The sequence below is a fragment of the Streptomyces sp. NBC_00210 genome, assembly GCF_045160975.1.
Classification (GTDB): domain Bacteria; phylum Actinomycetota; class Actinomycetes; order Streptomycetales; family Streptomycetaceae; genus Streptomyces.
The window spans coordinates 4,853,738-4,868,230 of sequence record NZ_CP108120.1; the positions used below are offsets into that span (position 1 = coordinate 4,853,738).

Sequence of the window (14,493 nt, forward strand, 5' to 3'; positions counted from 1 at the left end):
CGGGCCCCCACCCGCCCCCCACGCCCTGCGGGTGTGGGGGGACCCTCAGATGGGCTTGATATGCCCGGGCAAAGCAGGACGCCGCCCGCACCGGCTAGTGACGGAAGAAGATCCGGTCCGCGTACTCGCTCATCACGCGGCCGTTCCATTCATGCCCGCCGTCCACATTCCCCGACCGCAGCAGCGGCGGCTCGATCCCCCGCTCCACCAGCTGTTCCGCCGCCGCGGCCATCGTCGCCTGCATCAGCGCGCTCGTGACGACGGTCGACGCGGGCGCGAACGGCGCCTCGATCCCTTCGTGCGTCAGCTCCGCGTCCCCGACCGCGATCTTCGAGTCCAGCACGATGTCGCAGTGGTCCTTGAGGAAGGTCCCGGACACATGCCGCGAACTGGTCCCATGCGTGTATGCCACCGACGTCACCCCGATGACCTTCAGCCCGAGCGCCCGCGCGTTCATCGCCATCTCCACTGGCAGCGCGTTCCGCCCGGAGAGCGAGATGATCACCAGCAGGTCGCCGGACTTCGCCGGGCTGGAGTCGAGCACCGCCCCCGCCAGCCCCTCCACCCGCTCCAGCGCGGAGCCGAGCGTCGCCGGCATGACGTCGACGCCGACGACGCCTGGGACGGCGAGCAGGTTCATCAGGGCGAGGCCGCCGGCCCGGTATACGACGTCCTGCGCGGCCAGCGAGGAGTGCCCGGCGCCGAAGGCGAAGAGGCGGCCGCCCGCCGCGACGGTGTCCGCGATCGCGACTCCCGCGGCCGCGATGTTCGGCGCTTCTTCGTCCCGCGCACGCTGCAGCAGACCGATCGCGGCGTCGAAGAACTGACCGGCCAGCTTGCTCTCGCTCATCGCCGAGCCCTTTCGGGGGATGGGGAACAGGGAGGGGTACCTGTGCGCGTGCACGTGCACCTGCGCGTGGCGGACGGGTGCACGGGGGTGGACCAGATGGACGACCGCGGGAATACCCGTGTCGCGGATCACGTTGCGGTCTGGACCATTGCCCTGTCAATACGGGCTCCCCGACGAGCCCTGCGCATCGGGTCGCCGAAGGGCTTCCCCCGGCACGGGACGGTTGTCAGTGGGATGCGTCAGAATTGAGTCGGGGCCAGCGCACGACTGTTTTCGAGTCAGAGCATCGAGGGGCACGTATGTCCGGATTGATCGACACGACGGAGATGTATCTCCGCACCATCCTCGAACTGGAAGAGGAAGGTGTGGTGCCCATGCGCGCCCGCATCGCCGAGCGGCTCGACCAGAGCGGCCCGACGGTCAGCCAGACCGTGGCGCGTATGGAACGGGACGGCTTGGTGACGGTCGCGGGCGACCGCCACCTGGAGCTGACCGAGGAGGGCCGGCGGCTCGCGACGCGCGTGATGCGCAAACACCGGCTCGCCGAGTGTCTGCTCGTCGACGTGATCGGCCTGGAGTGGGAGCAGGTCCACGCGGAGGCATGTCGCTGGGAGCATGTGATGAGCGAGGCGGTGGAGCGGCGCGTGCTTGAGCTGCTGCGCCACCCGACGGAGTCTCCGTACGGGAACCCGATCCCGGGTCTCGAGGAGCTGGGCGAGAAGGCGGAGGCCGACCCGTTCCTGGACGACGGCATGGTCTCGCTGGCGGATCTGGACCCGGGCGTGGACGGCAAGACCGTGGTCGTACGGCGTATCGGCGAGCCGATCCAGACGGATGCCCAGCTGATGTACACCTTGCGGCGGGCGGGCGTGCAGCCCGGCTCGGTGGTGAGTGTGACGGAGTCCGCGGGCGGAGTGCTGGTGGGCAGCAGTGGGGAGGCCGCGGAACTTGAGGCTGATGTGGCCTCGCATGTGTTTGTGGCCAAGCAGTAGTCGATTTCCACCCGCCAGTAACCGTTTTCCGCCCGGAATGGCAGCGCCCGGGCGGTTCGCGTGCCACGCTGTGGCTGAGGCATATGACCCCACGGCCGGGGAGGGAACTGGGTGATGCGCCCGTCGTACGCCCCGCGCGCGCAACAGCGCGTCCACCGCGTCCAGCACGTCAGCTGCGCAGCCATGTCTCCACAGGAGGGCCCCGGCGCTTATGGGCGCCGGGGCCTGTCCTCCCCTGTGCTGACCCGGAGCCCCGAGCTCCCAGGGTCATTCCCCACGGGCCCTCATCCCCGAGTGGCCCGCCTCCCGCAGAAGATCTCCCCATGGGGGCGGGAGTCAATCCTTGAGCGCGGTCACTCGAACGAGGGGTGTTGCGCGCCGAGACCGCATTTTCGAATAAAGGTTCGATAGTCTGGCAGGGCTGGATAGGGCAGGACGACCTGGGGGAGAGAAGGGGGTGCCAGGCCACATGGTGCGGCGCATCGACGTAATCGGAGCTGAGGGCGTACGCCTGGCTGCCTGGGAGTTCGCCGACCCGCCAAAAGGGCGCGGCGAGGCGGAGGCCCCCGGGGTATTACTGCTGCACGGACTGATGGGCCGTGCAGCACACTGGGCCTCCACGGCCCGCTGGCTGGCCGAGCGTCATCGCGCGGTCGCCCTCGACCAGCGCGGACACGGCCGTAGTGACAAGCCGGCGGAGGGACCGTTCACCCGCGAGGCGTACGTCTCCGACGCCGAGTCCGCCATCGAACAGCTGAGCCTCGCCCCGGTGACCCTGATCGGCCACTCGATGGGCGCGCTCACCGCCTGGCAGGTCGCGGCAAAGCGCCCGGACCTGGTCCACGCCCTGATCATCTGCGATATGCGTGCCTCGGCGCTCGGCGCGGCCTCCCAGCGCGAGTGGAGCGACTGGTTCCGCTCCTGGCCCGTCCCCTTCGCGACGCTGGCGGACGTCCGCAAGTGGTTCGGCGAGGACGACCCCTGGTTGGAGCGTCACAACCCCTCCCGCGGCGAGTTCTTCGCCGAAGTCATGGCGGAGCGCGCGGACGGCTGGCGCCCGGTCTTCTCCCGCCGCCAGATGCTCATGTCCCGCGAGACCTGGGTCTACGACGCGCACTGGGAGGAACTGGCCCAGGTCCAGTGCCCGACCCTGGTGGTCCGCGGCCTCGACGGCGAACTGGGCCGTGCGGAGGCGCAGGAGATGGTGCGGGTCCTGCCGAGGGGGGAGTACGCGGAAGTGGCGGACGCCGGCCACCTGGTGCACTACGACCAGCCGGAGGGCTGGCGCACGGCTATTGAGCCGTTCCTGGACGGCGTGCTGACGCCCTGAGCGGCCAGGACTTCATCGAAGGTGGGATGACGCATGGCCGGCGGGCGGAGTTACGCGTACGTCGGGCCCGACGAGATTCGGGACGCCGTCCGGCCCGGGAGCGGGGGCCGGATCGTTCGTACGCCCTGGGGCTTCGAGGACTGGGTCACGGAACAGACTGCCGAGGAACTGGCGGAGCCGTTCACCTACGTCGTCGATGCGGGCGGGGATCTGCGACTTGCGCCGCGGCGGAGTGAGCATGTCGCCTGCGCCGGGGGCGGGTTGGTAATCGGTGCCGGGGAGATCGCCTTCAGCCGTGGCGGCAACGGCTGGGCGATCAGCGAGGTCAGCAACCAGTCGACCGGCTACTGCCCCGACCTCGACTCCTGGCCGGCTGTTGCCGAGGCGCTGGATCGGGTCGGGATCGGTCGGCCTGACGGGTTCACGTACGAGGTCGTCTTCCGGCGGTGCGTTGTCTGCGGGGAGGTCAACGTCGTGCGGGAGGACGACTTCGTGTGCGTCTTCTGCGGGGGTGGGCTGCCGGCCTCGTGGAACATCGCGTGAGGGGACGGCAGGGTCAGAACGCGAAGACCGCGCCCTGGGCCAGGCTGCCCTCCATCTCGCACGCGTTGCCGTACGTGGCCGACCAGGTGACGTGCTTGCCCTGCCAGACGCCCTGAGCGGTGACCACGACCGGGTCCCACTGGCGCGTGCACGGCTTGTGCGACGGCGACTTGGTCAGCGCGGCGAAGTTGCCTTCCACGGCCATCAGTTCCGTACACGCCGCAGCAGCCGAGGGGTGGGTGCCGTCGGGGCGCGGGGCGCAGCTCAGGGTCGCGGCGCGCACGACGGTGGCCGTCGTGGCCTCCGCACCCTTGCCGATCGTTAGTACGAGCGCGGAGGGCGCGTACAGGCTCTTCGCCTGAGTGGGCTGCGCGGGCTGGGCCTGCGCGATGCCGGCGACCGCCGGGGTGGTCAGAACGAGGGCCGCGGTGGTGGCGGCAGCGGCGATTGTGTTGCGGATGTAACGCATCTGTGAAACTCCTTCGCTCGGGGGTTGATTGCGGTCAGGAGTCTTGCCCATGCGCACAGTGAGCGCACATCGATCGCCCTTTTCCGGCCGAATACGAACAAGCGGGAGCGACCGAATGGTCGTTCGGGCAGCTCGGAGCGGGTGTGCGAGGGTGTCCAGCATGTGGGCAATTTCCGGTGGTGCAACGGAAAACTACCGTCTGAGCTGCGGTGATGTGCGGAGCGACGCCCTGGTTGTGAGGCCCGCATCGACTGGAAACCGTCGCTCCGAGGGGTGGATGCCCCGGTTCGGGGCACCCGCGGAGGCGGAGCGCAGATACGGGCGCTCATCCCTCACGCCGGCCCTCATGGCCGTGATGAGGGCGCGGAGTTGTGTCGGTTCGGTGTGCGGATCCCGGTGGAGGGCGTCGCTCGGGCGAATGTGTATGGCGAATGTGTATACGCGTCTACGGGTCTACGGGGTCTATGGAAGACAGGCCCCAGGAGGCATCAGCCGATCGGCTTGCGCATCTGAGCGCGGATCTTCGCCGTCGCCTCCGCCACCGACTTGAGGTCGACCTCCTCCGGGGACTGCTTCGAGATCCGGACTGTGGTCAGGCCGACCGCCACGTTCGTGTTGGCGTCGGCCCAGGCACACATAGGGAGCGTGTTCGTGCCGCCGCCCGTCTGCTCCGTCGTCAGCACCTGGCAGGTGATGGTTACTTCCGAGCCCGCCGGAGTGAAGTCCTTGGGCGGTACGGCGATAGTGGAGCCGTCCGACTCCTCGGCACTGCTAAGGATCTTGGTGCGGGCCTTGTCCGGGTCCTTGATACGGCCGTGCATGCCCGAGACGATCAGAACACCGGACTCGGACGTGGAGAGGTACTGGGCCACCGAGGCCTTGGCATCGCGGACGTTGGCCCCGCTCATGCCGGCCAACTCCTCCTGGTGTTTGGCGGACTGGTCGTCGGACAGCTTGTACTTTCCGTCGAGCAGCGTCTTGGGCAGCGTCAGCTCGTACTCCGCCGCCGGGAAGCCGGTGCCGCTCGATCCGCCGCCGACGACGTTGTTCCCGAACCACGAGATGGCGAAGATGCCCGCGATGGACGCCACCGTGATGAGCGCGATCATCGGGCCCTTGTTCTTCGGCGGGGGCGGCGGCGCGCCCCAACCCCCGCCGTACTGCTGCGGGTACGGGTACGGGTACTGCTGCGGCTGCGGCTGCGCGTACGGGTGCCCGGCGGGCGGCTGAGGCGCGGACCCCTGCTGCGGATACGGCGGCTGAGGCGCGTACCCCTGCTGGGGATACGGTTGCTGCTGCTGCGGATACTGCGGCTGCGTATAAGGGTTGGGAGGCGGCGTCGACATGCCCATGACGCTACGTCACGGGTGTGAGGCACCGTAGAACCAGGCCCCCGCCCTCACCCCTTGCTGACCGCCGCCAGGATCTCCGGCAGCCGGTTCGCCGTCTGCGGTGCCGCCACCCGTACGCCCGCCCAGCCGATCAGCAGGCCGTACGCCGCGCCCAGCGGCAACAGCAGCCAGAGCGCCGACTGGCCGGCGTTCGCCGCGTGCAGCCAGATCGTCAGCGCGATCACCGGCGCGCACAGCACCGCTGCCGAGATCATGCCGCCGAAGATCGAGATCCAGGCCAGGCCGCCCTGCCCCGGGGCGACGTTCTTGTACGCACTGTCCTGTGGGATCGAGTACGGGAAGCGCGCCGACGCGACCGCCCCGGTCGCCAGCATCGCGCCCAGCAGGGCGAAGGACAGACCGAGCACCTCCGGCAGGGCCTTCCAGTTGCCGAGGAGCGACGCGGTGAGGATCGTGACCAGCGCCGTGTACGGGAGCGTGATCACCAGCAACGCCAGTGCCCGCGCCCGCAGTTCCACGTATGCGTCCTTCGTGGACGAGATCGTCAGCGCCACCATCCAGAACGCCGAGGTGTCCTGGCCGAACTGGTTGTACATCTGGATGCCCAGCATTCCCGCCGCGAAGCAGGCGAAGTAGATCGAGCCGGTGCCCTGCAGCGCGTTGAACAGCGGCACGATCAGGCCGATCGCCAGCGCCGTCACCCACGCCGCCTTCGTCTTCGGGTCCCGCCACACATAGCGCAGGCTGCGCTGCATCACCGTGCCCGTACGGCCCTCCGGCAGCAGGTGGTGGAAGCTGGAAGCGGACTCCTTGCGGGTCGGCTCCGAGGCCGCGGCCAGCGTCGAACCGTCCGGGGCCGTCATCAGCTTCGTCAGACTGTGCTGCCAGGAGTACAGCAGCAGGAACAGCGCCACCGCCGACAGTGCCAACTGGCCCGCGGCGACCGCGTACGCGCCCTCGCTCGCCGAGTCCGCCGCACCGATCGCCGACGCCGGCGGAATCCAGCGCACCACGGACGCCACCGGGTCGAGCGCCGAGAGACCCCCCGCGTCGCCGAGCCGCTGCGCGCCGAAGTTGACGACCTGGATGCCGATCGCGATCACCAGACCGCTGAGCACCGCCAGGTCGCGGCCCTTGCGCGAGGTCAGCAGACGGATGTTGGCCGCCGCGACCGCGCGCGCCAGCGCCACGCACACCAGCAGGGTGAGCGGCACGGCGATGACCGCGACCACGACCCCAGCCATGCCGTGCGTGACCGCGAACGCCGAGCCCACCGCAAGACACAGTGTGAACAGCGGTCCGATGCCCACCAGGGACGCGGCGAGCAGGGCCCGTACAAGAGAGTGGGGACGCAGCGGCAGCATCACCAGCCGCGTCGGGTCCAGCGTCTCGTCACCGCTGGGGAAGAACAGCGGCATGACCGCCCAGCCCAGCGCCAGTACGGCCGTCAGCAGCACCACCACCGACGCCGCGTACTCGTTTCCGCGCAGCGCGATCAGGCCGATCAGCTGGAGCGCCGCGAACAGCAGCGTGACGACGACGGACGAGATGTACGCGGCCCTGCGGCCGGACGACTGGCGCAGACCGTTGCGCAGCAGCGACAGCTTGAGCCGGACGAAGAGCGGGGTCAAAGAGGCCGAGGTCCCAGCTGCCTGGGTCCGGGATGCCGAGGTCAGGGATGAGGTACTCAACGCGTACCGCCGCCGAGCCAGTCCAGCGACGCTCCGGTGTCCCGGCCGTTCGCCCCCACCAGCTCCAGGAACGCGTTCTGCAGCGACGGCGCATCGCCCCGTACATCGGCGAGCGGGCCCTGCGCACGGATCCGGCCGGCCGCCATCACCGCCACCCAGTCGCACAGCGACTCCACCAGCTCCATCACATGGCTGGAGAAGACGACCGTCGCGCCCGAGGCCGTGTACCGCTCGAGGACCCCGCGGATCGTCTGCGCCGAGACCGGGTCGACACCCTCGAACGGCTCGTCCAGGAAGAGCACTTCGGGGTTGTGCAGCAGGGCGGCCGCAAGCCCGATCTTCTTCCGCATGCCCGTCGAATAGTCGACGACCAGCTTGTGCTGCGCGCCCGCCAGGTCGAGTACGTCCAGCAGCTGGGCGGCCCGCTTGTCGACCTCGTCTCCCGGCAGACCCCGCAGCCGTCCGTTGTACGCGAGCAGTTCGCGCCCCGACAGGCGCTCGAAGAGGCGCAGACCCTCCGGCAGTACACCGATACGGGACTTCACCTCGACCGGATCGCGCCACACGTCGTGGCCGACCACCTCCACCCGGCCCTGGTCCGGACGGAGCAGGCCCGTCACCATCGACAGGGTCGTCGTCTTTCCCGCGCCGTTCGGGCCGACCAGGCCGATGAACTTGCCCGCGGGGAGCGTGAGGTCGATGCCGGCGACCGCAACCTGCTCGCCGAACCTCTTCCACAGTCCCTCAACACGAACGGCGGGCGGCGCTGTGTGCGCTCCGCCCGCCTCTGCGGCTCCAACTGCCCGGTCCGGCATGGTGCCCTGCCCTTCGGTGTCCCCGTATGCCCATCTGTACGGGACCACCTTATGTAGGACGCTCCTCATCCACGCCGTGCCCGTTCGGCGGCCGCCTCCCGCCCGCATGCGTAGGCCAGTGGACTGATCAACTCGTCCGCGTCCGGCAGCCACCGGTTCGCGTGCGTGGGGCGGCGGACCCACTGCACCGCGCCATGGCCGCCGATGCGGGTCGGCGGGGCCGCGACGTAGTGGCCCTCGCCCCGTGCGACGAGATCGATCGAGCTCGGCATCCAGCCCATGGTGCGGATCAGATCGGGGACCTTGACCGCAGCGCCGGGCAGTACGAAGAACAGCATCCGGCGGTCGGGGGTGCAGGTCACCGGGCCCAGCGGCAGGTCGAGACGCTCCAGGCGCGCCAGGGCCAGAAAGCCCGCCGACTCCGGAACGTCGAGAGCGTCGAAGGTGCGTCCCGTCGGCAGCAGGATCGACGCCTTCGGCTGCTGCGACCACAGCCGTTGTGCCGCCGTTCCGCTGCCGGTCGCCTGGTTCGCCCAGTCCGGCCCGGTCGGGTGGGCGCCGGCCGAGGCGCAGTCGGCGTTGCCGCACGAGCACAGTTCCCTGCCCTCCGCAGCCTCCAGCCAAGTGCCGGGGAACACGTCCCAGTGCCGCTCCTCCGCATACCGCACGGCGTTGTCCAGCAGCAGCTCACCGCGCTGCTGGGGGATGTGCGCGGCTTCCGTGACTCCGACGGTCTCTTCGACTCCGATGGTCTCATTCACGACACACTCAACTCCCGCCGTCACCTCGGGTTACGGGCGAGCGGCGGCGAGGACACGGGGCATCGATCCTGCACGCGGGGCGCACGGGTGCACGAACGGGGGCGCGCATGAAGCGGGGCGGCTGCGGGCGGGTAGCCACACGCACGGGGCGTCAGCGTGGACGCGTCACCCGGACGTCGTGGTGGACGTCGTCCGGGAAATAACAGTCCAACTCATTCGAAGTCTGCATTCTCCGTATATCAGCCGGGCAGTGATCACTTCATGGATCACCCACGGCCTCAGGGGGTAGTCATGGCAGCCAGGCCTCTCGTAGCCCGACAGCCGAACGAACGGTTGCAGGCGCTCATTCAGGAAGCCGGGTGTTCCAACGCCGGCCTCGCCCGTCGAGTCAACATGGTGGGTGCCGAGCGGGGATTGGATCTTCGCTACGACAAGACGTCGGTGGCGCGCTGGCTGCGCGGGCAGCAGCCGCGCGGCCGCGCGCCGGGAATCATCGCCGAGGCGCTGGGCCGCAAGCTCGGGCGCACGGTCACGATCGACGAGATCGGCATGGCCAACGGCAAGAACCTCGCCTCGGGCGTGGGCCTGCAGTTCTCGCCGACAGTGCTGGGCGCGATCGAGCAGGTCTGCGAGCTGTGGCGCAGCGACGTGGGACGGCGCGACTTCCTGTCCGGGTCCGCGGTCGCCGCGTCCGCGCTCGTCGAGCCCAGCCGCGACTGGCTGATCACAGGCGCGGACACGCAGGTGGCGCGCACGGCGGGGGCGCGGGTCGGGGTCTCGGACGTCGAGGCGGTAAGAGCGATGACGGCGGCGCTCACCGAGCTGGACCACCGCTTCGGCAGCGGCCATGTCCGGCCGGTCGTCGTCCACTATCTGAACAGCGTCGTCTCCGGGCTGCTGTCGGGGTCGTACCGCGAAGCCGTCGGCCGTGAACTGTTCGCGGCGGTCGCGCGGTTGACGGAGCTCGCCGGGTACATGGCGGTCGACACCGGCCAGCCGGGGCTCGCCCAGCGCTACTACATCCAGGCGCTGCGGCTCGCCCAGGCGGCGGGCGACCGGGGGTACGGCGGCTATGTGCTGGCCGCGTCCATGAGTCATCTGGCCGCCCAGCTGGGCAACCCGCGGGAGATCTCACAGCTGGCGCGGGCCGCTCAGGAAGGGGCGAAGGGGCGGGTCACTCCGCGGGCCGAGGCGATGTTCTTCGCCGCGGAGGCGCGCGGGCACGCGCTGCTCGGGGACTCCCGCACCTGCCACGCGGTGGCGGGCAAGGCGCTCGCCTCGCTGGAGCGGGCGGAGCCTGCGGCGGGCGACGACCCGGCGTGGATCTCCCACTTCGACCATGCCTATCTCGCGGACGAGCTGGCGCACTGCTATCGCGACCTGGGCCAGGCGGAGGCGGCCGCGCACCATGCCTCCCACGCGCTGGAGGGCCACCCGGAGTCGCGGGCCAGGCGGCGGGCGATCGGGCTCGTGCTGCTGGCGACGGCGCAGGTGCAGCAGCGCGAGGTGGAGGAGGCGTGTCATACGGGCACGCGTGCGGTGGAACTGCTGGGGCGGCTGCGCTCCAGCCGGGGCGCGGAGTATCTGGACGACCTGCAGCAGCGGCTGGATCCGTACGCGGACGAGCCGGCGGTGCGGGAGTTCGGTGCGCGCCTGGAGCTCCAGGCGGCGTGAGGGGGCGCGGGAGGGGCGCGTAAGGGGCGGGGAAGGGAGTGTGAAGGTTTGTGGTGATCCCTTGGTGCGCCCCTTAACAGCGTATTGAGCTGCAGTCTTGTTACTGCTGTCACGCGTGTGTGCGGAGCGGCTGAGGCAGCCGGTAGCGTGAGCCGTCGATTCCATAGGTCCACACGTAGGAGTCCCGGTGACGCAAAGCGGACAGGGTGACGAGCAGCAGCTGCCTGCTGCGCGGCCCGCGCACGAAGGCGTCGTGCTGCCCGCCGACGGAAGTGAGCCCTGGATACCGGGTGTCTCCGACGCCCAGGTGGCTCCGGCGGGCGGCCAGCCGTGGGGCCAGCCGTGGGGACCACCGACCGGGGCTGCGCCGGGCGGCCCGGAGGGGCCGGGTGGACCGGTCTCGCAGCAGGGCTGGCCCGAGCCGCCGCAGCCGCCGTACGGAGCCCAGCCGCAGCAGGGGCACGGGATGCCCGCGCAGGGCGCTCCGGGCCAGGCGCTGCCTCCGCAGGGTCCGTCTGCGCCGCAGGGGCTGCCTCAGGGTTCGTATCCGCAGGGACTGCCCGACCAGAGCCCCTCGTACTCGCAGGGACCGGACGGCCGGATGCCGCCTCAGGACGGGATCACGCAGGGGCTGCCGGGCCACGGGCTGCCTCCGCAGGACTTCGGCTCGCAGGACTTCGGCCCGCAGGACTTCGGCTCGCAGGACTTCGGCCCGCAGGGCGCGCACACGCAGGCCCTTCCGCCTCAGGCCCTGCCCGAGCACGGGCAGACTGCCCAGGGCGGGTACCCGCAGGCGCTGGGGCCTCATGGGGCTCCCGCGCAGGCGCTTCCGCAGGGCTCGCACCCGCAGGACGCGTACGGGCAGAGCCTTCCCGCACAGGGGCAGCCACAGGGTCAGCCGGGGCAGGCGCTGCCGCAGATGCAGGCCGCGGGCCCGGGGGACTCCGACGCCACCCAGTTCATCCCTCCCGTCGCACCCGGCGCTCTGCCCCTCGAGGCTCCCGCCGGGGCGACGCAGTTCCTCGGGACCGGGCTCGGCGCCGCTCCCGGCGCGGCGGCCGACGCCGACGCGACGCAGTACATCGCGCCCGTGCCGGCCGCGCCCAGCGCCGCGCCGTTCGGGATCAGGCCCGGGGCTCCGGGGGACCGGCAGCCGCCCGCGGAGTTCGACAGTCTCTTCCGTACGGACGGGCCCACCGCCCAAACTCCCGCCTCCACACAGCAGTTGCCCCGCTTCGAGACGCCCCGGCTGACCCGGCCGCAGTACCAGCAGCCCCAGTATCAGCAAGCCCAGCACCAACAGGCCCAGCAGCACGAGCCCGAGCACGAGCCCGAGCAGCGCAAGTCCTCCCGCGTGCCTGTCATCGCGGCCGTCGTCGTCGGCTGTGCCGTCCTCGGGCTCGGCGTCAGCATGGTGATGTACGGCGGGGACGAGAAGCAGGACGACCCCGGCGCCGGCAAGAACGTCGCCGCGACCTCCGCCGCCCCCAACAACAGCACCGAGGCCGCTGCCGACCCCGCCAAGGCCCAGGCCGAGGCGCTCGACAAGCTCCTCGCGGACAGCAACAACAGCCGCGGCGCGGTCATCCGCTCGGTCGAGAGCATCAAGCAGTGCCAGAACCTGGACCAGGCGGCCGCCGATCTGAGCGGGGCCGCGAACCAGCGCCGCGGTCTGGTGACCCGCCTGGAGGGGCTGGCCGTCGACAAGCTGGCCGGCCACGCCGAGCTGACCTCCGCGCTCACCAAGGCCTGGCAGGCGTCCGCGTCCGCCGACGACCACTACGCGGCCTGGGCCCAGCAGGTCAAGGACAAGAAGGGCTGCAAGGGCGGCAAGGCCCGCAACACCGGGCAGACCGCGCAGGCCAACCGTGCCAGCGGTGAGGCGACCAAGGCCAAGCGGGAGGCCTCCGCGCTGTGGAACGCGATCGCCCGTAAGTACGAGCTCACCGAGCGCCGCGCCGACCAGCTGTAGTCCCCTGTAGCCCCTGCGCAGGGGCTACAGGGACACGGAGTTCGCCAGCGTCTTCGCGACGTCCACGAAGCCCGGCCGCTGCGCCACCAGCCGCCCGTCGCGCACCACTTGGTACGTCACGCTGCTGTTGACAATCCGCGGGAAGCCGGGCGTGCCGAGCATGTCCTCGTACTCCCAGCGCAGCGGGGGCGTCAGGCCGCCGGTCGACACCTCCACCCCGCCGTCCAGGGCGCGCGCGATCTTCCCGGGCGAGATGTCGTCCGAGCCGAGGGAGTGGATGACCGCCCTCAGCACGGTGTACGCGATCCAGGTCGTCTGCACGCCCGCGTCCGCCGGGTCGATCCGGTTGTCGCCGAACGCGTAGGCGCGGATCACCTTCTCCATCTCGCTCCAGCGCGCATCGCCCGCGTCCGGGTACCAGCCGGTGACGTAGGCGCCTTCGAAGGGCCCGTTGCGCCCGCCGGTGCGGTCGATGAGCGGCTGGCCGACGCTGCCCATGACGGAGGAGACCCGGATCTTCCGGCCGTCCTCGGGCAGCCGCCGGAAGGAGTCGAAGAAGGTCTCGGTGCGCTCGCCGAGCGCTGCCGTGACGCACCCGGGACGGTCGCCGGAACCGGAACCGGAACCGGAACCGGAAGCGGAACTCGAACCGGAACTCGAACCGGAACTCGAACCGGACGCCGACCCCAACCCGGACGTCGAACCCGCCTTCCTGCGGGCCTGCTTGGCCTGGGCGGTGTAGTCCGTCGCGTCCTCCTCCGCGACGATGTCCGCCGAGGTGTGCCGACTGCCTTCCGAGAGGCCGGAGTTGAGCAGCTCGGGCAGCTCGTCGCCCGCGAGTGTGTTGGGGCGTACCAGCGAGACCCGCTCGCAGACGTTCGCCAACTGCCGTCCGTTTCCGGCGAGGAGGGCCGCCTGCCCGCCGTTCACCGGGTAGGAGAGGTAGCTGGTGAACTCCTCCTCGGAGATGCCGTATCCGCCGATGAAGGGGATGCCCGCGGCCTCCAGCGGAGCCATGAACGCGTCGCCGTGCTGGCTGTACGAGCCGACGACCGCGACCACGCCTTCCTTCACCGCCCGCCTGGCGCAGGCGGCCGCACCCGTCGTGGTGTTCTCCTCGTTGCAGGTGATCACCTGCAACTCGTGCCCGTCCAGTCCGCCCTGCGCCTTGGCCCAGCGCGCGTACGCCTTCGCCATCGCGGGCATGCCGGGCAGGTTCGTCGCCCGGGTCTCCTGCGGGGCGAAGGTCATCACCTTGACGGTTCCCCTGGAGCCCCCCGTGGTCCCAGGGAGTACGCCGCAGCCGGCGACCAGCGACGCTCCGGCCGCCACGGCTGCCGTCGCGGTCATACACACGGCGCGAACCCGTGAGGTCCTGGAGGGGCGGGGGGAGGAGGAACGTCGCCTGCCGGTCATGCTCAGCCACATTTCCTCCTCCCGGGTAACGGTGCAGTGAGCATTGCTCAACGAGGAGTGACGTGAAGGTGAATTCCAGGGGGTGGTTCGGCCGCCCGGCATGGGAACGTACGATCGCAGTCGTGCAGCAAGGTTCGGTCCCCTCTTCCCGTCGCGGCCGTCGCTCCTCCACCATGGGCGGCATGCCGCTCAATGACATGCCCTGGTGGCGCTGGCGCAGCAATGTGCGCTCGGCGCTGCACATGCTTTCCGATCCCGTCTTCCATCAGGAGTGCTGGCTGGCCGGCCGCGAGGAGTACGGCGACGTCACCGACGCCGTCTACCGCCTGGTCGAGGACACCTGGCTGGACAACTGGTCCGCCGAGAAGTACGTCGGCACGATCTTCCGCGACTCCGGCGAGGCGGCCCTCGTCGATGTAGCCGTTCTGCGCGTGCTGCGGATCATGCATCAAGTCGGTGCGGATGCTCCCGTATCGGCCTATATCGAACATCATGGCTGGCCGGAGGCCGTACGCGCCGCCCGCGACGCGCATGTGCGGCTGTCGGTCAACGACGGCGAGGACCCGGACACCCCGCCGCGCTCGCTCGATGTGCTCCGCATCATGACGCGGTCCGCCTGACGGACGGT

General features: G+C 70.4%; 13 protein-coding genes. 6 read left to right on the top strand and 7 right to left on the bottom strand.

What is annotated here, in order from left to right; translation table 11 throughout:
• Positions 1 to 94: 94 nt before the first annotated feature.
• Complete coding sequence (locus tag OG729_RS22120) at positions 95 to 850, bottom strand: SIS domain-containing protein (RefSeq protein ID WP_405807782.1); 756 nt, start codon at positions 848 to 850, stop codon at positions 95 to 97.
• Positions 851 to 1,149: 299 nt separating this feature from the next.
• Between OG729_RS22120 and OG729_RS22125 the strand changes: the two genes are divergently transcribed.
• The 3 genes from OG729_RS22125 to OG729_RS22135 all read left to right on the top strand — a co-directional run bounded on the left by OG729_RS22125 (position 1,150) and on the right by OG729_RS22135 (position 3,715).
• Entirely contained in the window at positions 1,150 to 1,842 is a 693-nt protein-coding gene (locus tag OG729_RS22125) for a metal-dependent transcriptional regulator (RefSeq protein WP_360867912.1), read from the top strand.
• A gap of 469 nt (positions 1,843 to 2,311) precedes the next feature.
• Entirely contained in the window at positions 2,312 to 3,172 is an 861-nt protein-coding gene (locus tag OG729_RS22130) for an alpha/beta hydrolase (RefSeq protein ID WP_360868237.1), read from the top strand.
• 33 nt (positions 3,173 to 3,205) lie between these two features.
• The gene (locus OG729_RS22135) at positions 3,206 to 3,715 is read left to right on the top strand and encodes a hypothetical protein (protein WP_405807783.1); all 510 of its coding nucleotides are present in this window, start codon (positions 3,206 to 3,208) and stop codon (positions 3,713 to 3,715) included.
• 13 nt (positions 3,716 to 3,728) lie between these two features.
• On the opposite strand, the gene OG729_RS22140 is transcribed toward OG729_RS22135, so the two are convergent.
• The 5 genes from OG729_RS22140 to OG729_RS22160 form a co-directional block, all read right to left on the bottom strand.
• Positions 3,729 to 4,184, bottom strand: a complete 456-nt coding sequence (locus OG729_RS22140; protein WP_360867907.1) for a subtilase-type protease inhibitor — start codon at positions 4,182 to 4,184, stop codon at positions 3,729 to 3,731.
• A 488-nt stretch (positions 4,185 to 4,672) separates the two neighbouring features.
• Positions 4,673 to 5,530, bottom strand: a complete 858-nt coding sequence (locus OG729_RS22145) for a hypothetical protein (RefSeq protein WP_405807785.1) — start codon at positions 5,528 to 5,530, stop codon at positions 4,673 to 4,675.
• Between the two features lie 53 nt (positions 5,531 to 5,583).
• Positions 5,584 to 7,167, bottom strand: coding sequence for a transporter (locus OG729_RS22150; RefSeq protein WP_405807787.1), 1,584 nt, complete (start codon positions 7,165 to 7,167; stop codon positions 5,584 to 5,586).
• Between the two features lie 56 nt (positions 7,168 to 7,223).
• Positions 7,224 to 8,042, bottom strand: a complete 819-nt coding sequence (locus OG729_RS22155) for an ABC transporter ATP-binding protein (protein WP_360868234.1) — start codon at positions 8,040 to 8,042, stop codon at positions 7,224 to 7,226.
• Positions 8,043 to 8,107: 65 nt separating this feature from the next.
• Positions 8,108 to 8,803, bottom strand: coding sequence for a bifunctional DNA primase/polymerase (locus tag OG729_RS22160; RefSeq protein WP_360867898.1), 696 nt, complete (start codon positions 8,801 to 8,803; stop codon positions 8,108 to 8,110).
• Positions 8,804 to 9,094: 291 nt separating this feature from the next.
• Here OG729_RS22160 and OG729_RS22165 point away from each other — a divergent pair, with 291 nt between their 5' ends.
• Positions 9,095 to 10,477: a transcriptional regulator gene (locus tag OG729_RS22165; protein ID WP_360867895.1), complete on the top strand. Its 1,383-nt coding sequence runs from the start codon at positions 9,095 to 9,097 to the stop codon at positions 10,475 to 10,477.
• A 187-nt stretch (positions 10,478 to 10,664) separates the two neighbouring features.
• Complete coding sequence (locus tag OG729_RS22170; protein WP_405807788.1) at positions 10,665 to 12,449, top strand: hypothetical protein; 1,785 nt, start codon at positions 10,665 to 10,667, stop codon at positions 12,447 to 12,449.
• Positions 12,450 to 12,473: 24 nt separating this feature from the next.
• Here OG729_RS22170 and OG729_RS22175 read toward each other — a convergent pair whose 3' ends face one another.
• Complete coding sequence (locus OG729_RS22175; protein WP_405807789.1) at positions 12,474 to 13,865, bottom strand: ABC transporter substrate-binding protein; 1,392 nt, start codon at positions 13,863 to 13,865, stop codon at positions 12,474 to 12,476.
• Between the two features lie 173 nt (positions 13,866 to 14,038).
• On the opposite strand from OG729_RS22175, the gene OG729_RS22180 reads away from it, so the two are divergent.
• Positions 14,039 to 14,485, top strand: coding sequence for an SCO4402 family protein (locus OG729_RS22180; RefSeq protein ID WP_360868231.1), 447 nt, complete (start codon positions 14,039 to 14,041; stop codon positions 14,483 to 14,485).
• Positions 14,486 to 14,493 lie beyond the last annotated feature (8 nt).